Genomic DNA, 17,252 nt, shown 5'->3' on the forward strand with positions numbered 1-17,252 from the left:
TTCGAGTGCGGGACGCTTCAGGATGTGCCCACGTCAGCTGTCAATGGGCGAACAGTGGCCAAGCGGTTGCGGCAGCAGGCGGAGGCTATGCGTCGGCTGCTTCCGACGCTGTTGACCTCGGAGATTGATGATGCGGTTCGTCGCTGTCAAGGGCGGTTGCTGCCCGAGGGATGAGGTGCGGTTCAGGCGGCCTGAGTGAACCTTCGCGGTCACAGCGCTAGTGGGCGCCAGGAGGCAGCAAATGCGACGCCCGCGCCCCGAGGATGCCGAAGACCTCCTCCTTCGCCAGGCTGCGCAGTTCCGCCAGGAAGGCGGGGTCGGCGTGACCCTCCCTGGCCCAGATTCCGGCGAGGGACTCGGCGCAGAGCTGGGCCAGGTCGCTGCGGAAGTCCCCCGCCCGGATCGCCCGGATCAGGGCCGCCTCGACAAACGGACCGGAGAGAAACTCCAGATCCGACGCCGCGTCCTCCCGCTCATCCTCACGCGCCGTGGAGTCTTCGAGGAGCCGTACGAGCGCAACCGCGCGCTCCTCGTCCGTCATCTCCGGATCGCTCCACACAGGGCCCGGCGACGGGATCGCCGACGGGTCCACACCCGCACTGCGGAGCTGCTCCTTCCCGAACAGCCTTGCCAGCCAGCTCCTCATCTAGAACAGATCCTCGATCCCGTCCGTGATACCCCTCGCTGATCCCGACACCGCCGAGCACGGTCCCGATCGGCCCGCCGAAGGAGCCGACCTCAACACCGTCGCCACATCGTAGATGCCGTACGGGACGGCCGCGGCGATCAGCAGCCTGCCGTCAACCTTGGCGGTCGACCCGGCCAGTTCGATAGCTCCGCTTGGAGACCACGGCCCGCCCAAGGGGATGTACGTGAGGTTCGCGCCCGGCTGCGGCAGCAAGTCGGTCTTCGCCCCCTTCACCCGGCGGACGTTCACGGTCAACGCACCAGCTATCGCATGGGGATCACTGCCGTCCCCGGCAGACTGGGGAGCTTGTGCATGGCTTGCTGCTGGTCGCCGATTGACATGATGGGCGCCGGCAAGATCTCAGGTGTCTCCAGGGGGCGACTATGACGTTCACGACCGCAGCGGATTCCGGAGCCGCCGATGGGGACGAGTGGTCCTATGCACCGACAGGTGGCGCTGGACCGCTCCGGTTCGGCATGACCGTCGACGAAGTGGTCGAGGCGGCTCAGGCTCTCGGCCAGACGAAGGTCAGTGATTGCGCTCGACACCACAAAGTCTTCTCGCCGACGTGGAAGATCGAAGTCCACCGTCAGGAGGCGGCTTCTTGTCTGCCGGCCGTCACGGCCTACGTGAGCCAAGCTGTGGGGCTGTTCTGTATCGCTGCAGATGCCGTGACCGGTCCTCAGGTCAAGTACGACGGAATCCCGCTGGTGGGGAGGGACCTGTCGGAACTGGAGAGCGACATGATCGCGTATGCCGAGGCAAAGGACGTGTACTTTCGCTACAACGTCGACGGTTGCGCAGGGCCGGATGATCCCGGGGTCGTCGTGTGCGGGCAACCCGTCGGGCAGGTCCTGCGGTCGCGTCCGTTGTTCATGGTGACGCGCGACGGGGCGAATACCGAATGGGACTCGATACCTTCTGAGGAGTACCGCCACGGTCAGTCACAGACCTGACGTGGTGTCTGACTCGTAACAAGGGGCCGCCGTCCCATCGCCGGCTGGGGCCACGCGAGACCGGAAACCGGGGCCACCTCAAACCGGAACACAGCCGCCCAGCACGACGACATGGGGCCACCTGGAGCCGGAAAAGTGGGGCCGATTCAGGCCGCTAACGCCCCCCTCGTGCCGATGGCGACGTCTCGAGTCCTGAGTAAGGCCTGCAGGTGGATGACTTTTTCGCAGAGGCCGGCTCAAGGCTCCTCTCTCGACCGGGCGTTGGCTGACGGCGGGAGCCGTTGCCGACCGCGCTGCGCGTGCTTCACCGGCGCGCTGGCTGCCCGACCCGGCACAGGCTGTGGCGCCGCTGCAGGGGTCGGTAGGGTTCGTGACTGACAGGGGTGCGGTCGTCGCCGACTGCGGTACAGGGGACGGGGGAGCCGGATGGCGGGTTCGGCCAGCGTGATAGAGGTCGGGCTGACAGTTGGCGGTACCGATGCAGAGTCACACCCGCCGGCGCTACGGGACTGGCTCTGGCAAAGGGTCGTTCATGAGAACCCTTGAGGTATGGGGTGGCCGCGGGCCGGACAGGGGTCGGGGTGACGCCGGCCACCCGGCCGCCCCATGCCGGGTTCTCCGGGGCCGTGGATGGGCGCGCGGTGGCCGACTGGGCGTCAGGAGGTGACGTCCACCAGGACTTTGCCGACCGCGCGGCTCTCGACCGCTCGGTGCGCGTCGGCGGTGCGGTCGAGGGGAAAGCGGATCAGTGGCAGGCCGTGCTTCTCGCCGACCGGCAGCGCGCCGTCGCGTACTGCGGCGGCGACGTCCTGGACGGCCGCGGTGCGTGCCTCCGGACCGGCCGTGTAGAGCACCAGGAACTGGAAGCGTGTGTTCAGCACCATGTTCTGCAGCACGTTCAGTTCGACTGGCTTGCCACCGTCGTTGGCGTACGTCGAGATCGTGCCGCGGGTTCGCAGCACGGCCAGGTCCAGTGCGAGGTTCGTACCCAGGGCCACCTCGGCGACGGTGTCGACGCCGTCCGGGGCGATCTTGCGGATCTCGGCGGCTGGGTCGCCCTCGCGGTAGCTGATCACGTGGTGGGCTCCGGCGGCGGCGGCCAGCCGGGCCTTCTCGGGGCTGCTGACCGTGCTGATCACGGTGGCGCCGGCCCATCGGGCGAGCTGGATCACCGCGTGCCCGACCGCTCCGGCCCCGCCCGCGGCGAGCACCACCTTCCCGTCGAGTGCCCCGGGCCGCAGCCGGCGCGGGCCGTCCTCGGCGACGGTGAGCGCGCGGTGCGCGGTCAGCGCGGGGACGCCGAGTGCGGCGCCGACGTCGAAGCCGGCCTCGTCCGGCAGCGGCACGGCCTGTTCGGCGGGCACGACGGTGAACTCGGCGGCGGTGCCGGTGGGCCGCCCGGCGGTGGCCATGAACAGCCAGACCCGCTGACCGACCCGGCTCTGGTCGACACCCTCACCGACGGCGTCGATCGTGCCGGCGCCGTCAAGGTGCGGGGTGACCTCGGAGAAGTGCTTGGGGTGGCCGGCGCCGGAGCGTGCCTGCCAGTCGGTCGGGTTGACCCCGGACACGGCGACCCGGACGCGAACCTCGCCGGGGCCGGGCTCGGACAGGTCGCGGTCGACCAACTGCAGAACGTCGGGGGCGCCGTTGTCGCGGTAGATGATGGCCTTCATGATCCGTCCTTGGAGCCTGGTACAGAGGCGGGTTTACCGGCGTGGCCTGGCGGTTCGTCAGGGTGTCCGGCGTGTGGTGTGGTCGCGAGCCGGGTCGCGCCGGTTTCGGTCAGCCGATGGGGACGTCGTTGGAGCGGGACTCGATGGCATCGAGGGTGGCGAGTGTCTCGGCGTCGAGGGTGATCTCGCTGACCGCGATGTTGGCCTCCAGGTGGGCGACGTTGGCGGTGCCGGGGATGAGCAGCACGTTCGGGGCGTGGTGCAGCAGCCAGGCGAGGCCGACCTGGGAGGGCGTGGCGCCCAGGGACTCGGCCACGGCGTGCACCGCCGGATCGTCGGTCGCTTTGGGCAGGCCGGGGAAGGCCCCGCCGAGCGGGAAGAACGGCACCCAGGCGATGCCCTCGGCTGCGCACAGCTGCAGCATGTCCTCGTCGTCACGGGAGACGAGACTGTAGGCGTTCTGCACGCAGACGACTCCGGCGGGCACGGCACGGCGCAGGCCGTCCAGGGTGACGCTGCTCAGGCCGATCGCGCCGATCTTGCCCTCGTCGCGCAGTGCGGTCATCACGGCGAGCTGGTCGTCGAGGTCGACGACCTGGTCGCCCTCGGGACGCAGCCCGGGGCCGGTGTCCAGGCGGCGGAGGTTGACGACCGCGAGCCGGTCGACGCCGAGGCTGCGCAGGTTGTCCTCGACGCTGGCGCGCAGCTGCTCGGGCCGCTGTGCCAGACGCAGCGGCAGATGCCCGCCGGGGTTGGGGTCAGCCCCCACCTTCGTGACGACCAGGACGTCGTCCTCGGGGCGCAGGGCCTCGCGGATCACGTCGTTGGCGAAACCGAAGCCGTAGAACTCGGCGGTGTCCACGTGGTCGACGCCCAGCTCGACCGCGCGGCGCAGCAGCGCGACGGCCTCGCCGCGGCGGTCGTGCAGGCGCTCGAGCTGCAATGCGCCGTAGCCGATCCGGAAAACGGTGCGGGCGGCGAACGAAGCGGTCGCGGTGCTCACGACGCTGTCTCCTCGGTCGGTGTTCGCAAGGCGGTGTAGAGCAGTTCGGCCTGGTAGAGCGCCATGACCCGGTCGGCGATCGGAGTGGCCCGCTCCCGGGCTTGGGGCGGCTCATGGTGCTCGACCTTGACGAGCCAGGCCGTGACGCAGTCGTGCAGCATCGCGCGCATCCGGTCAGTCATGTCGACGACGATGTTGCGGATGGCCGGGTCGGTGGTCGACTCACCCCAGGTCTGCACGCCGACCCGAGCCTCGGCCGGGTCGATCGCGGCGATCAGGCGCGAGAGCAGCTCGTCGGGGCCAGGTGGGGCGTCGGCCGCGGCGTACTCGCCGAGGACATCGGCGCGCTTGGCGAGCACCTCGCGGGCGGCGACCCGGACCAGGTCGGCCTTGTTGCGGTAGTGCGCATAGATCGAGCCGGCCGAGAGGCCCGACTCGGCGGTGATGTCGGCGATCGAGGTTCGCTCCAAGCCGTTGCGGCTGAAGCAGCGGACGGCGGCCTCGGCGATCTGAGTACGCCGGAGTTCCTTGCGCGCGTCGGTGAGCCGAGGCACCATACCTCCCACAAAAGGAATCGCTGTTCTGCTTATGAGGGAGGCTAGCAGAAGGACGGTTCTGTTTGTGGTGGGTGCGTGTCATGCGAGCAGGCCCGGTCATGACGAGCTGCTCGCGATGGATCTGTCAGACGGACCGCAGCCGGTCGGTGCGCGTTGGCTCGGACGTCGAACTTTCCGGAGCCCTTTCCGCCGACGGCGCCCCGCTCCGCCCCGTGCCTGCCCGTCGGGGTTGACTCAGGGCAGGCCGCACCTGCGCATCCTGCCCACTGGTGAGCGGAATCGCGCAAAACGGTCCGGTCCGGAGGCGTAGGTGGGGCTCCGGGCCGGACCGCTGTTCGCCGGTACGGGCCCGCGGCCACCCGTCCTCGCCGTCGTCCGTCTCGTCGTCGCTGTGCGGGTCGCGCAGCTGCCGCAGGCCCGGCGCCGGCGGCCGGGTGAAGGCGGAGCGGCTCAGGAAGTTGATGCGGTCGTACTGGAGCGGGGAGAGGCGGGTGAGCAGCTCGGCGGTGACCGGGAAGCCGTCGGCGGCCAGTTGCTCGACGGCGGCGTCGATGGAGAGGCTGTTGAACAGCACCACGGCGTTGAGCGCCAGGCCGAGAGCGCCGAACTGGTCCTCCATGCCCTCGCGGTAGCGCTGGCGCAGTTCGCCGCGCTGTCCGAAGAAGAGTATCCGGGCGAGGCGGTGGCGGGCCGCTGCGACGTTGAGCTGGGCGCCGATCATCCGCCGGTATCCCTCGTCGGAGACGAACTGGATCAGGTGCAGGGTCCTGAAGATCCGTCCGTAGTGGGCGAACGCGTCGCCCAGGCCGGTCGGTTTGCCGTCCCGGGAGAGCATGCGGATCAGGTCGTGGCCGCGGACCTCACCGAGGGTTATGGAAGGGGCCCCACAGCTGGGCCACGGTTCCTGTTGCCCAGGAAGAGGGGTGCCGCCGCTCCCCCGAAGCGGCGGCACCCTTCCATGCGAGGAGAACCGGCTCCCCTCCGGTGTTCTCCTCGCGGTCTGTTTGGCTGCGGTGTTCAGCCGGTGCGGGAGAGCCGTACGGTCTTGCGGAGTGTCTTGGAGAAGTGCATGTCCTGGTCGGCCGTGTCGAGGAGCTGTTCTGCCGTCATCCCGCTGCGGGCCCAGCCGCGCCCTACGCTGGCGGACAGCTGAACGGTGAGTCCACTGATCCGCACCGGGTGGGCGAGCACGGCCCGTACACGTGGTTCCAGTTCCTCGACCTGCTGGAACGTCCGTCCCACCGCCATGAGGACGAATTCGTCTCCGCCGACCCGGGCCACCAGGTCGCCGGGACGTGTCGTCAGCGTGGTCAGCCGCTGGACCACCTCCACCAGCACGGCGTCGCCCGCCTCGGGGCCGTGCGCGGCGTTGAGCTGGGTGAAGTCGTCAAGGCCGACCGACAGCACGGCCAGGGACACGGTGGCACCGTCCGCCCCGGTTGCGTACAGGCGGTTCAGTTCGGAGCGGAGAGCCGGCCCGGTCACGGCACCGGTGAGGTGGTCACGGGCCAGCCCGGGATGGCCGTCGGACCGGCCGGGGCGGCGCAGACCGAAGGTGATCAGCAGGCGGGCGGCAGCCGTGGCGTGTGTGCCGGGGCTGCGATGACGTGCCCCACCGTCGCCGGAGACCGGCGCCGCGGTCACCGACGTCGTCACGTAGGAGCCGTCACGGCGGGCGAGCCTGATCCGGCAGACGTCCCGGCTCAGGGACGCCCGCAGCCAGGTGGCGAGGTCGTCGGGGTGGACCAGGTCCTCCAGTGAGAACTCGCGCAGGGCGCGCGGTGCGCGATCCAGCAGCCGGCACAAGGAGTCGTTGACGTCGAGGAGACGGCTGGGTTGTCCGGGCGGCAGTTCTGCCAGGGCCATCGGCCAGGGCGCATGTGCCATCGCCCGGCGCGCCTGGGCTTCGCTGACCTGCAGTGTGTCGCTCTGCTGTTCCAGGCGGACCCGCGCCCGCTCGGCGGCGGCGCGCAGCCGCGCGGCCGTCAGAGCCAGTCCTGCCTCACGGGCGTACAGGGCGAGAGCCTCACGCTCCCAGGGGCCCGGCAGCAGGCCGCTGCGCGGCAAATCCACCGACAGCACGCCCATGAGGGTGCCGGTATCGGTGCGGACCTCGGCCAGAAGCCGGTCCTCGTAGTGCCAGGTACCCGGTGCCGGATCACCGCCCGATCCGGCCCGCCAGGCCGGTACCCCGTCCCCGTCGGCGGTCCAGCCGATCTGGTGCGAGATGAACACGACGTCTCCCCAGCGCTCGCCCATCGACAGCCGCGTGTCCCAGGCCGCCCTCGGTCCCACCCGGCCGGTCAGGAACGCTTCGGCGGTCTCGTCGCCGGCCACCGAAACGACGGCCAAATCCCCGTCGGGGCGCACCAGGTTGAAACAGGCCACCCCGTAGTCGAGGTCGCGGACGGCTCCGTCGGAGATCGCCTTGAGGGTGTGCGCCAGACTCTTGGCCTCATGAAGCCGGGCACAGCAGTCGCGCAGACGGGCCAGACGGGCGGCCGGCTCCTCCCAGCCACCGGCGGGGGAGCGTGCCGCGCCGACGACGTTGCTGGTGGCGCGTCGGCGCTGGAGGGCCTGCAACTCATAAGAGGCGTCGACGACCCCGGAGCGGGCCGCGACCGACAGCCATCGAGCAGCACGTTCCCAGTCCTGCCTGTCCGAGTACTCCATCCCGAGCGCGTAGGCATCGGCCCCGATCTCCGCCCGCCGGGTGTCCTCGTCGGCGCGCGCCTCGTCCGCGCCGTCACAGGCGCTCTGTTGCTCGGTCGCTGCCCGGAAGCCGGCAAGAAGCTCGGCATCACTGAACACCGGGCGGGGGGCGCCCAGTTGTGTGAGGAGTTCCTCGATCCGGGCCTCTGCGCGGCCGGCGGCGCCGGAGGGCGCGGTGGGGTCGTGCGTCATCGGGATGCCCCTTGGTCGAGTGAGGCGGGTGCTCCTGGGCCGGGCGAGGCAGGTGGCAGCGGGTCCAGGGCCAGGAGGTAGTCCTGGAGCTCGGGCATGGACCTCAGTTCGCGTACAGCCGCCGAGGTCAGCTTTTTCAGCCCGTCCACGCCGATGCCCATCAGCGCGGCCGCACTGCCCCGGTCCAGTCCGTCGATGTAGCGCAAGGTCACTGCCTGGCGCTGGCGCTCCGTCAGCCTGGCCAGTGCCATCTGAAGGTCGACACGGATATCCGCGCGGTCGCTCTCCGGCAGGTCGTCATCGCGACCCTGGTCGAGCCTCTCGTACAAGAACGCGTCCCCCGGCAGGTCTGCGGCGCGTCCGGCTTCTTCGTACCAGTCGGCAATCCGACGCCGGGCGATCACGAAGAGAGGCGCGACCTCGTCTGCGTATCCCTGCCAGGAGCGGCGGAAGTACGCCGCCCATACTTGCTGGCAGATGTCCGCCACGACTGTCTCGTCGCGGACCCGGCGGCCCACGTAGCCGGCCAGACGAGGGTGCTGGGCGCGGTAGAGGGCCAGCCTCGGGTCCTCCGTCACCGGATACCGCTCAGCTGACCTCGGTCCCGCTGCGCGGGCCATGCTTCCATGAGCCCGGTCTCCCCTCGCTCGGATGCCCTCACCCAACAGGTCCCCCGGCAGCCGCCAAACGGGTACCCGCGTCCCAACAGCCGTGGGGGAGAGGCGAGATCCCGTGCCGGGCGGAGAACCGATCGAGGGCGCCGTACCGTTCGGCCCGGACGCGTGAGCGGCTGGATGCAAGCGGCGTGTCTCCCGCTACGTCGCGCTCCTGGACCGCGCGAGGACCCGACCGGGCGGGCCGGCCGAGGGGTCAGGAATCAGGGGTGGAGGGTGGCGATGCGCGCCGAGACGATCTTTCCGCCGGGGCGGGTTTTGGCGTAGCCCCACTGGTTGGTCAGGGCTTCGACGATGACCAGTCCCCGGCCTGTCGGGCCCAGGTGCTCCGGTGTGCGGCATGAGGGGGGAGTGGGGCTGGAGTCGGTGACGGCGCAGACCACGGTGCCGCCGGTGTGGGCCATGCCGAGCCAGGCCTTGGCGTGTTTGCCGTGCTGGGGCAGCGCGTGCTGCGCGGCGTTGGTGGCGAGTTCGTTGACCACGTTCGTCAGGTCGTCGGCGCAGGCGCGCAGACCCCAGCCGGTGAGGGTCTCGCGGACGAAGTGGCGGACGCCCTGGACACTTTCGGCGTCCCGGCTGAATGCGTGGGCTGCGAAATCGGCCGTGCTGATACCCAGCGCAAGTCCCCAGTCCAATGGCCCGGAGTATGAAAAGTGAACCACTGACCTTCGCGTGGGAAGCGGCGTTGGAGCGCGAACCGGTCTTCACGGAGCTGCCGCAGCCTGTCGTTGTGGCCGGCGCCGGCCGCTGACGACGACGAGGCCACTGTTCGCCGACCGCGGCTTCGATCACGACGGGTAGGTAAGTACCAACGCCTGCTCGAGCACCGACCGGTACACCTGACGTCCTCGTATGGCGTGCCCGTGCAGCCGGTGGCGGCCCCGAATGTGGTCGCGGCCACCACCTTTCTGCCGCGCGGTCTCCGTTCCGGTGCTACCTGCTGGAGTCTTAATGACCGTGTCAAGTCTGGCGCGCGTGGCCCATGGCACCCGTCTGGGAGATCGCGTACGCGTGTGGGCGCTGACTAGGTAGGGCGGTGACCTGCGCGGTTGTGGGGTCCCCGGCGCCGTTCCCGCTGTTCCCCGATCGTAGGGATACGCTGGTTATGCCTCAGGTTCTTGCCACCAGTTCAGCGGCTCTCCATCCGGTCCGAAGACGTTGCTGAATCCCCATTCGAGCAGCCCGCTCTCACCTGCTGCCCACGCTTCCATGACAGCCTCGACCGCGGGGAACCCGGCAACGGCGGGCACCGTCACCACGATGAACCGCCGGTCGGCGGGTGCCTCCACCAGACCATCCAGGGGGCCGAAGGCGCCGATCAGGGACTCCAAGGACTCAGCAGCAAAGGGGGGCTCGCCGAATGCTTGGATGCAGAGGTTCGGGCCTCGCTGCTCGACCTGGAACAGACCATCGGCATCGATCTTCAGCAAGTCCCCTGCCGCGCAGCCCTCGACCATGCCAGGGCTTCCCAACAGTTCATAGCTGCCGGGACCGACGGCCCTGGCAGGAAGCGTCTCGAACACTGGCTTGCCGGAACTGGCGAAGCCGGCCCGGAGCGCCACATGGCAGCGATGGGAGTGCGTGGGGCTCTCGATGCTCATTCCAGCATGCTCGCAGAGGCTGTCCGAGGCCGCTGGAGTCTTATGGATCTTCCCCAGGGTCGGCTCATCCCGTAATGCAGGCAAGTGTGTTGTGGGCCGGAGGTGCCCGGAAGGCATCCCTGGTCAGGCCGCTGTGGTTGTCGCGTCCTGCGTTGGCCGCGCGGGGGTGAAGGGGCGATTGTCACGTAAGAGAGCCCACAGGACATCGACACGACGGCGGGCCAGAGCGATGACGGCGGGGATGTGCTTGTGGCCCTCGGCCCGCTTCTTGAGGTAGTAGGTGCGGTTGGGGCCGTCGCGGATGATGCTGGTCTGGGCGGACAGGTAGAAGACCCGTCGCAGGCGACGGCTGTAGCGCTTGGGCCGGTGCAGGTTGCCGGTGCGGCGTCCGGAGTCTTTGGCTACCGGGACCAGGCCGGCGGCGGAGGCGAGATGACCCGCATCGGGGTAGGCGGCCAGGTCGCCTGCGGCGACGAGGAACTCGGCGCCCAGGATCGGGCCCATGCCGGGCAGCGATTCAATGATGGCGGCCTGCGGGTGGGTGCGGAAGCTGTCGCGGATCTGCCGGTCGAGCTGCTTGAGCCGGTCGTCCAGGGCCAGCACCTGGTGGGCGAGGTCCGCGGTGATGCGTGCGGCTGTGTCCTGGCCGGGCAGGGTGATGTGCTGGGCATGTGCGGCAGTTAGGGCGGTGGCGGCCACCGTGTCGGGGTCGCGCACGCTTCGGGCGGCGAGCCAGCGTGCGAGGCGGGCTTGCCCGCAGCGGCGCAGGGCAGCAGGGGTCTGGTATCCGGTGAGCAGGACCAGGGCACCTTTGTGGTCGGCGTAGTCGAAAGCCGCTTCCAGAGCCGGGCTGATGCCGGTGAGTACGTCGTGGAGGCGGTTGAGCAGACGGACCCGGTCGGCAATCAGGTCCGAGCGGTGTGTGGTGAGCAGCGCCAGGTCCGCGGCGAGGCCAGTGCGTGCCTCGACAGGGGCGAAGCCACGCCGCAGACGGGCGGTGTCGGCGATGACGTAGGCGTCGCGCGCGTCGGTCTTGGCCTCGCCGCGGTAGGCGCCGGCCATGCGGTTGACGGTCCGGCCGGGCACGTAGACAACCCGTTGGCCGTGCGAAGCGAGCAGCGCAAGGAGCAGGGCGGAGGGCGTGCCGGTGATGTCCACCGCCCAGTGCACCTGGTCGGCTAGGCGGAGGACTTCGTCGAGGCCTGCCAGGAGCGCGGCCTCGTCGTTGCGGATCTTCTTGTTCCATACCGTTGTTCCGGTGCCGTCGACCGCGACCCACCAGTGGTGGGCCTTGCTGGCGTCGATACCGACCCATAAACGGGGCAACCGCGTGGTCATGAGCTTCTCCTCGGCTTCGGGTAGCGTGCCGGTTCGGTCCGAGGACACCCCGCCGTCAGCTCCGTAAACAGCGACCTTTCGCGCATCTCAATCAGCGGCCTGGGTGTCCCGAAGAGCGGGGCGGCCACTCCACCGGAGCCACCGGAGGCAAGCGACTTTAGAGCCACACCCCACTCTTCCGGACCGCCCAACAACTTACGGAGCGACTTTTGCAGCCCGTCAGGCACCAAACGTTCGACCGTCAACACGCAACCAACTACTGGCCTGGCCGAATGAGACAACCTCAAAGCCAGGACGTCATGGCACTCCTGCGGCTGCTGTCCGCGACCAGGACCTCAGGAGTACAGGGCAGCCGCCCCGTTCCACAGGGCACCGGGGTTAAGGCGCTCGGGGGCAGGGGCGCACCAGGCGGCCCTGCCTACCAGTTCACATGCCTCGCGACGTCGTAGTTCGCGATCCGCCCCGCCAGCTGTCGCGGATTGACTCCATGCGCATTCGTCCGGTCTGGGTCGGCGCCCGCTTCTCGCAGCACATCGAGCACGGCCGGATCACCCCGGTAGTTGAACACCGCCCGCCACAGCGGCGTGTTTCCCTGCACGTCCACGGCATCCACAACGGCGTGGCTGGCCAGCAGCTCGATGGCAATGTCAGCCCTCTGAGCCTGCGCGGCGAAGTGCAGCGGAGTCCACCCAGCCGAGTCACCAGCACATACGTCCGCCCCGGCGTCGATCGCAGCCCGAACAGCAGCCAGATCACCCGACGCCGCGGCATAGTGCAACGCTGACCGGCCCAGCCGGTCCACCCCACTGCCCTCACGCTCACTCATGACCAACATGATCCCCGAACACGCGAGCACCTCATCAAGCGGCGCCCTCCAGGAGAGACGCCCTCCCGACAGGGTTCTCCAGCCGCCACACGATCACCGAGACGCCCGCGACACCACGTGCATGAAGCCGACACCGTGTTCACAACGACCCCGGCGGCCGTTAGGCCGCCGGGGTCGTTTCATCCCGTCCCGTCGACAACCCCAACGTCGCATTGGTGCACATCTTCAGCTTCGCTCAACAACGAGGGCGGCGCGGGCGATGTCGCCGATCCGGCTCGGGCTGACCGTGACGTGCTGCAGAGCCCTCCATCGCTGCTTGAGGTCGGCGGCGGTGCGCTCACCGAGGGCCCGGACATGCCGTAGCAGCATGTTGAGCACGCGGGTGTCGGAGTGAAGTGCCTGTTCGGACTTGCCCTTTGGGCGGCGGACCGGGATTCGGATGCCGATGCCGGCTCCGATGTAGCCCTTGTCGGCCAGGGGTCGGCAGGCCATCGGCCGCAGCCTTGTACAGGGCGGGCAGGGCGTGGATGCGGGCGGCGGTGATGTCGGGGGTGGAACCGGGTTCAACGTCGGAGACCCACCGCGGGGTGCCGTCCGGGCCGGACACGAACTGGATGTTGCCGCCGAACGCCTTGTGTTTCTGACTGAACCACAGGTCGTTCCCGTTGTCCCGGACGCTGGCGAGGCGGTCGGACTCGATCAGCGTGCCGTCCAGGATCACGTGTGTCATGCCCTCGCGTCGGCAGCGGGCGAGGACTTCGTGCAGGCCGGGGGCCTGGTCGGAGAGGACGTCGATGCCTTCGTGCAGGTAGCGGTAGCCGGTGGCCTGGGAGACGCCCGCGTCGCGGGCCAGGCAGTGCACGCAGCCGCGCTCGCGGAACCAGCGCAGTACCAGCACCGCCTGCCGGAACGGCCCGAGCGCGCGAGAGCCCTTCGGTGTGCCGATCCGCCGCCGGTGGGCGGACAGCAGCCGGGCGAGGAACTCGACGGCGTGGCGTGGGACGTCGAGCGGTTGAAACCCGCTGCGTGCAGCGCATTGACGGCTGTGTTGTCGAAGTCTCCCCGCCACTCATACGTGATCGTCATGGCGCGCGCGTAGACCGCCGCCCTTGCCCGATCCTCCAACGCAGGCGAGATCAGAGGTGATGACCGCTGAGAAAACCTCACTGAGCATACGCGGTGCCGCTCGCCGCCCCGTTGTCGATCAAGCTCCGACTCGCGCCGGGCCCACCAACGTGGCGACAACTCTTCAAGCAACTCGCCGAGATGTGCGCGAGAGACCCCGGACAGGGCAGGACGGGAGCAGGCCGCACGAGCCCAGGTAAGCGTCACAACTCACCCAACCCGTGCGGCCCTTCTCACGGCACGGCGCGAGCGGGGCTGCGACGCAGGTATCAGGCCGGAACGGACCGGATCACAACCAACGAGCCCTCGTAAAAGGGCTGTTGCCGCAGGGCGCCGAATCGGGCGTCCCATGCTCCGCTGTCCAGGTCGCCCCGCAAATCCGCGGCGAATCGTTCGCGCAACTGCTCGTCGACGAAGCTCCACGCCGAGCACGCCTGTCGAGCACCGGGGTCGAGCAGCATCTCCGGTCGCGCGTAGTACGCCTCGTTGAAGCCGTCGGTGCAATCGACGGGTATCGGCACCCGGGTCACCGTCGTGTGTCCGCCGAGAGTCTCGGTCACATCCGCGATCACCGGATACCGGCGTGCCTCCGTGTCCAACACCTCGGGCGCGTACTCGTACAGCCAGAAGTCCCGAACGAGATCAGGGTCGCAGGTCAGCACGACGACGGGGCCGCGCGCTACTCGGCGCATCTCGCGCAGCCCTGCCTTGAAGTCGCTCCACTGGTGCACGCTGAAGGTGGTCATCGCCGCGTCGAAGACGTCGTCGCCGAACGGCAGGTTCTCGGCCATGGCATCGACAGCGGCCGACAGGTGTGCGGGGCGCTGGGCACGCATAGACGCCGACGGCTCAACCGCCGTCACCTCCAGCGTCGCCGACTCGTATGACCCCGCCCCGGCCCCGACATTGACCACCGTGCGCGCCCCACCCAGGGCAGCGGTGATCGCTTGCTCGATTCTTGCGTCCGGCTGCCGGTAGGTGGCGTACCCGCCGCCTACCGTGCCGTAGTCCGTATCCCCTGCGCTGCCGTCCGCCCCGCGTTCGCTCATGATCCAAACCTCCACGCTGTCAACACTTCCATCCCGGCCACCGCGTCCCGGGACGCCGACCGGAAACCCTCACTGAGCCTGTACCAGCAGCGCATCGGTGACCGTCCGTGGCGTTGTGGTGGGGAAGGCTCACCATGTTCCAGCATCAGCGCCGAGTCTCCGCGGCCACGAGTGACCTCCCCCAGCCAACTGCCATCACCGTCTTCGTGCGCAGGCCCTCCACTGATCAGCCGCCGGCCCGGTACCAGCACGTCCCGAAGTAAATTCCCCCGAAGTCGTTAAGTCAGGCTGGCACCGGCGCGGGCTGGATCCGCTTCGCGTCCCAGGCCAGCCACACACAGGCGGCCGCGAGCAGTACGCCGTGCGCGATCCGCAGCGCGGGCGGACCGAAGAACTGCGGCAGGAACAGCCCGAACCCGACCGCGAACAGGATCGCCGGCACCGTGCGCATCCGGGCTGCGACGAGGATCGCGCCCGCCGCCATGGTCAGCAGCCCGACCCCGAACATCGTCATCGCGAACGGGTTGTAGCGCACGTCCTCGGCCAGGTCGAGGACGTTCGACTGGTTGGCCATCGCATGCAGGCCGAAGTCCTCGGCGCCGTAGTACGGCAACGTCACGCCGGCGCCGATCCAGAACACGATCGCCGCCACGCGGTCGATCGGCAGCAGTGCAATCGCGACCAGGATGAACCCGATCATCGCGCACAGGTGCGCGACGATCCACGCGGTGGAGCCCATCGCGGCGGCGGCACCCGAGGTGGTGGACTCGTCCTCCCACGGGCGGAGGGCGGGGTAGAGCAGGAACAGTACGCCTGCGACGGACAGCGGGATCCTCATGATTCGTTCCTCAGGCTGGCGAGATACATCTGGATGAGCTGGTCGTAGGTGTCGTCGAGGTCTTCCGGCAGGCCGAAGCCGCCCGCGGATTCGATGGACGCGAAGCCGTGCACGAGCACCCGCAGGCGCCGGGTCGCGTGCACGGCCGCCGAGCCCTCGAGTCCATAGCCGCGCAGCGTGGCGTACATGACGCCGAAGAGCTTCGCGCCGGCCGCCTCCTGGATCGGGTCGTGCAGCGGGTCCATCGGCAGCGCGGCGTACCGCTTCGGGTGCGCGGCGACGTACGCACGGTAGGCGTGCATCAACCCAGTGACCGCCTCGTTGCCACCGGTGCCCAAGACGGTCGTCGTGAACCGGTCGGTCATATCCTCCAGCACCCGCACTCCGACGAGCGTCTTCAGTTCGCCGAGGCTCGCCACGTGCTTGTAGAGCGACGGCGTGGCGACCCCGCATGCGTGCGCCACGGCGGCGAGCGTGAGGCCGTCCGGCCCGTGCTCGTCCACGATGCCGAGCGCCACATCGACCACGGCGGCCAGCGTCAGCGACCTCCTAACAACCATAGCCCATAGGCTATTGCCATTAGCCAAGGACGTCAATCGGCACCGGAACCGGCGAGATTCAGACCGTGGCGTAGCCGCCGCGACGGTGGACCAGGGCCGGTACGTCGTCCGCGCCGAACTCCACGTGCGCGATCTCGAGCTGTATCTGCAGGCCCCACCGACTTCGGGCGGGTCCGGATCGACCAGGGGATGTGCAGGGCGGGATCGGACAGCACCGCGGCCATCTCCTCGACGTGCAGCGGCAGCAGGTCCAGCCGGCGGGTGCTGATGGTCCGGGCCGTCATGAGCCTGGGCCAAGCTGGAGCCGCGGACCATCCAGTCGGGCGGGAAGAACACCACCGGCCCTGTCGGTAAGGGGAATCCCTGGCTCAAGGGGGCTCTCGGCGAGGCCGCCATGTCCGCGGCTCGCAGGAACACATTCCTCGGGGCCCGCTACAAACGCATCGTCAAACGCCGCGGCCACAGACGGGCCCTGGTCGCCGTCGCCCGCTCGATCCTCGTCATCATCTGGCACCTGATCAACGACCCCGACACCCAGTTCCGCGACCTCGGTTCCGACTACCACCAACGGCTGATCGACCCCGGCCGCCGCACCCGCGACCTCGTCCGCCGGCTCAAGACCCTCGGCCACGACGTCACCCTCAGTCCCACAGCAGCCTGACCAGCACACTCCGCCAGTCCTGGCCAAAGAACGCGGCAGCCTGCCCTGGAACTGGGGAATTTTCCGTTCAGGCACTTACGGTCAGCCCGTGACGCCCGCAGTGCCGCCGCCCGAAGGGCACTGGCACGCCTACACGTACACCGGCCCCTGGAAACCGGAGGACCGTGCCGCCCGCGCCCCCGCGAGTCCGGCACCGCCCCTGCTCGTACGCGACCGGCTGCGCAAACCCCGCGCCCTGCTGGCCGCTACCTTCACCGAGCCCGGGGCGGCCCCTGCCTGGCTCGCCCGGGAAACGGCCGAAGCCCCGCCGCTGCCCACCGCGCTGCCGGCGGCGACAGTGCTGGCGTACGCCCGCGAGCGCCTGCCGGCCTATCCGTACGACCTGGTGACGCGCTATTACACGGCGAGCACGTACGTGTGCCGGGACCTCGTGTGGTGCGAAGGGGCGCCCGGCGCGTGCCCGGGCGCCCCGTGAACGACGTGAACGCGGAGTTGGGGCGCCCCCTGGAAGTCGGGCGCCCCAGCCGTGTGTGCTCCCCCGCAGCACGCGGGAGCCGGGCTCAGCCGCGCAGGCGCTGCCCGAGGTGGTCAGGCCGACCAGCCGCTCGCGCAGTTCAGCATGATCTAGCAAGGTACCCCGGCGCCTTTAGGGGCTTGGGAGGAATTGCTTCTCAAGATGGGGGTGACCCGTGCTGGAGGAGGGGTCCGCGCTGTTGGCCTCAGCCGGGACGCTTCTGGTTCTCGATGTACTCCTTGATCACGGCGAGCGGTGCGCCGCCGCAGGAGGCGGCGAAGT

The 17,252-nt window shown here is 69.4% G+C and carries 18 protein-coding genes and 1 pseudogene; 3 read left to right on the forward strand and 16 right to left on the reverse strand.

Annotated elements, in window-relative coordinates; translation table 11 throughout:
* Positions 1 to 217: 217 nt before the first annotated feature.
* Positions 218 to 646 (reverse strand): hypothetical protein, encoded by a 429-nt coding sequence (locus tag ACFY0P_RS46805; RefSeq protein ID WP_388928521.1) that lies wholly within the window; start codon positions 644 to 646, stop codon positions 218 to 220.
* Positions 647 to 943 (reverse strand): hypothetical protein, encoded by a 297-nt coding sequence (locus ACFY0P_RS46810; protein WP_388928523.1) that lies wholly within the window; start codon positions 941 to 943, stop codon positions 647 to 649. It abuts the gene before it with no gap.
* Between the two features lie 128 nt (positions 944 to 1,071).
* Between ACFY0P_RS46810 and ACFY0P_RS46815 the strand changes: the two genes are divergently transcribed.
* Positions 1,072 to 1,644 (forward strand): hypothetical protein, encoded by a 573-nt coding sequence (locus tag ACFY0P_RS46815; RefSeq protein WP_388928525.1) that lies wholly within the window; start codon positions 1,072 to 1,074, stop codon positions 1,642 to 1,644.
* 656 nt (positions 1,645 to 2,300) lie between these two features.
* On the opposite strand, the gene ACFY0P_RS46820 is transcribed toward ACFY0P_RS46815, so the two are convergent.
* The 14 genes and pseudogenes from ACFY0P_RS46820 to ACFY0P_RS46885 form a co-directional block, all read right to left on the reverse strand.
* Complete coding sequence (locus tag ACFY0P_RS46820; RefSeq protein WP_388928527.1) at positions 2,301 to 3,320, reverse strand: NADPH:quinone reductase; 1,020 nt, start codon at positions 3,318 to 3,320, stop codon at positions 2,301 to 2,303.
* A gap of 109 nt (positions 3,321 to 3,429) precedes the next feature.
* Positions 3,430 to 4,323 (reverse strand): aldo/keto reductase, encoded by an 894-nt coding sequence (locus tag ACFY0P_RS46825; protein ID WP_388928529.1) that lies wholly within the window; start codon positions 4,321 to 4,323, stop codon positions 3,430 to 3,432.
* On the reverse strand, positions 4,320 to 4,880 hold the full coding sequence (locus ACFY0P_RS46830) for a TetR/AcrR family transcriptional regulator (RefSeq protein ID WP_388928531.1): 561 nt from the start codon (positions 4,878 to 4,880) through the stop codon (positions 4,320 to 4,322). Before ACFY0P_RS46830 ends, ACFY0P_RS46825 begins: the two co-directional genes overlap by 4 nt.
* Positions 4,881 to 5,004: 124 nt before the next feature.
* Positions 5,005 to 5,832: a Tn3 family transposase gene (locus ACFY0P_RS46835; protein ID WP_388928533.1), complete on the reverse strand. Its 828-nt coding sequence runs from the start codon at positions 5,830 to 5,832 to the stop codon at positions 5,005 to 5,007.
* A gap of 65 nt (positions 5,833 to 5,897) precedes the next feature.
* Positions 5,898 to 7,784, reverse strand: a complete 1,887-nt coding sequence (locus ACFY0P_RS46840; RefSeq protein WP_388928535.1) for a diguanylate cyclase domain-containing protein — start codon at positions 7,782 to 7,784, stop codon at positions 5,898 to 5,900.
* Positions 7,781 to 8,362, reverse strand: a complete 582-nt coding sequence (locus ACFY0P_RS46845) for an RNA polymerase sigma factor (protein ID WP_388928537.1) — start codon at positions 8,360 to 8,362, stop codon at positions 7,781 to 7,783. The genes ACFY0P_RS46840 and ACFY0P_RS46845 overlap by 4 nt, the downstream gene beginning before the upstream one ends.
* A gap of 299 nt (positions 8,363 to 8,661) precedes the next feature.
* On the reverse strand, positions 8,662 to 9,093 hold the full coding sequence (locus ACFY0P_RS46850; protein WP_388928539.1) for an ATP-binding protein: 432 nt from the start codon (positions 9,091 to 9,093) through the stop codon (positions 8,662 to 8,664).
* A gap of 468 nt (positions 9,094 to 9,561) precedes the next feature.
* Complete coding sequence (locus ACFY0P_RS46855; RefSeq protein WP_388928541.1) at positions 9,562 to 10,059, reverse strand: DUF4265 domain-containing protein; 498 nt, start codon at positions 10,057 to 10,059, stop codon at positions 9,562 to 9,564.
* A gap of 123 nt (positions 10,060 to 10,182) precedes the next feature.
* The gene (locus ACFY0P_RS46860) at positions 10,183 to 11,397 is read right to left on the reverse strand and encodes an IS110 family transposase (RefSeq protein ID WP_388928543.1); all 1,215 of its coding nucleotides are present in this window, start codon (positions 11,395 to 11,397) and stop codon (positions 10,183 to 10,185) included.
* A 418-nt stretch (positions 11,398 to 11,815) separates the two neighbouring features.
* Complete coding sequence (locus ACFY0P_RS46865; protein WP_388928545.1) at positions 11,816 to 12,223, reverse strand: ankyrin repeat domain-containing protein; 408 nt, start codon at positions 12,221 to 12,223, stop codon at positions 11,816 to 11,818.
* Between the two features lie 225 nt (positions 12,224 to 12,448).
* Positions 12,449 to 13,292, reverse strand: a pseudogene (locus ACFY0P_RS46870) (transposase family protein).
* A gap of 325 nt (positions 13,293 to 13,617) precedes the next feature.
* Complete coding sequence (locus ACFY0P_RS46875) at positions 13,618 to 14,397, reverse strand: class I SAM-dependent methyltransferase (RefSeq protein WP_388928547.1); 780 nt, start codon at positions 14,395 to 14,397, stop codon at positions 13,618 to 13,620.
* Between the two features lie 283 nt (positions 14,398 to 14,680).
* Complete coding sequence (locus ACFY0P_RS46880) at positions 14,681 to 15,235, reverse strand: hypothetical protein (protein ID WP_388928549.1); 555 nt, start codon at positions 15,233 to 15,235, stop codon at positions 14,681 to 14,683.
* Positions 15,232 to 15,762, reverse strand: coding sequence for a TetR/AcrR family transcriptional regulator (locus tag ACFY0P_RS46885; RefSeq protein WP_388928551.1), 531 nt, complete (start codon positions 15,760 to 15,762; stop codon positions 15,232 to 15,234). The genes ACFY0P_RS46880 and ACFY0P_RS46885 overlap by 4 nt, the downstream gene beginning before the upstream one ends.
* 331 nt (positions 15,763 to 16,093) lie before the next feature.
* Between ACFY0P_RS46885 and ACFY0P_RS46890 the strand changes: the two genes are divergently transcribed.
* Positions 16,094 to 16,456 carry a transposase gene (locus tag ACFY0P_RS46890; protein ID WP_388928559.1) on the forward strand — a complete coding sequence of 121 codons (363 nt, stop codon included), beginning with the start codon at positions 16,094 to 16,096 and terminating at the stop codon, positions 16,454 to 16,456.
* A gap of 88 nt (positions 16,457 to 16,544) precedes the next feature.
* Positions 16,545 to 16,931: a hypothetical protein gene (locus ACFY0P_RS46895; protein WP_388928553.1), complete on the forward strand. Its 387-nt coding sequence runs from the start codon at positions 16,545 to 16,547 to the stop codon at positions 16,929 to 16,931.
* Positions 16,932 to 17,252: the final 321 nt, after the last annotated feature.

This window comes from Streptomyces sp. NPDC001714 (assembly GCF_042892755.1).
Classification (GTDB): Bacteria; Actinomycetota; Actinomycetes; order Streptomycetales; family Streptomycetaceae; genus Streptomyces.

Bases quoted from the DNA above. Each gene is read 5' to 3' on its own strand.
- ACFY0P_RS46880 (WP_388928549.1), bottom strand. From the start codon at position 15,235: ATGAGGATCCCGCTGTCCGTCGCAGGCGTACTGTTCCTGCTCTACCCC.
- ACFY0P_RS46855 (WP_388928541.1), bottom strand. From the start codon at position 10,059: ATGAGCATCGAGAGCCCCACGCACTCCCATCGCTGCCATGTGGCGCTC.
- ACFY0P_RS46875 (WP_388928547.1), bottom strand. From the start codon at position 14,397: ATGAGCGAACGCGGGGCGGACGGCAGCGCAGGGGATACGGACTACGGC.
- ACFY0P_RS46815 (WP_388928525.1), top strand. From the start codon at position 1,072: ATGACGTTCACGACCGCAGCGGATTCCGGAGCCGCCGATGGGGACGAG.
- ACFY0P_RS46860 (WP_388928543.1), bottom strand. From the start codon at position 11,397: ATGACCACGCGGTTGCCCCGTTTATGGGTCGGTATCGACGCCAGCAAG.
- ACFY0P_RS46820 (WP_388928527.1), bottom strand. From the start codon at position 3,320: ATGAAGGCCATCATCTACCGCGACAACGGCGCCCCCGACGTTCTGCAG.
- ACFY0P_RS46840 (WP_388928535.1), bottom strand. From the start codon at position 7,784: ATGACGCACGACCCCACCGCGCCCTCCGGCGCCGCCGGCCGCGCAGAG.
- ACFY0P_RS46805 (WP_388928521.1), bottom strand. From the start codon at position 646: ATGAGGAGCTGGCTGGCAAGGCTGTTCGGGAAGGAGCAGCTCCGCAGT.
- ACFY0P_RS46865 (WP_388928545.1), bottom strand. From the start codon at position 12,223: ATGAGTGAGCGTGAGGGCAGTGGGGTGGACCGGCTGGGCCGGTCAGCG.
- ACFY0P_RS46830 (WP_388928531.1), bottom strand. From the start codon at position 4,880: ATGGTGCCTCGGCTCACCGACGCGCGCAAGGAACTCCGGCGTACTCAG.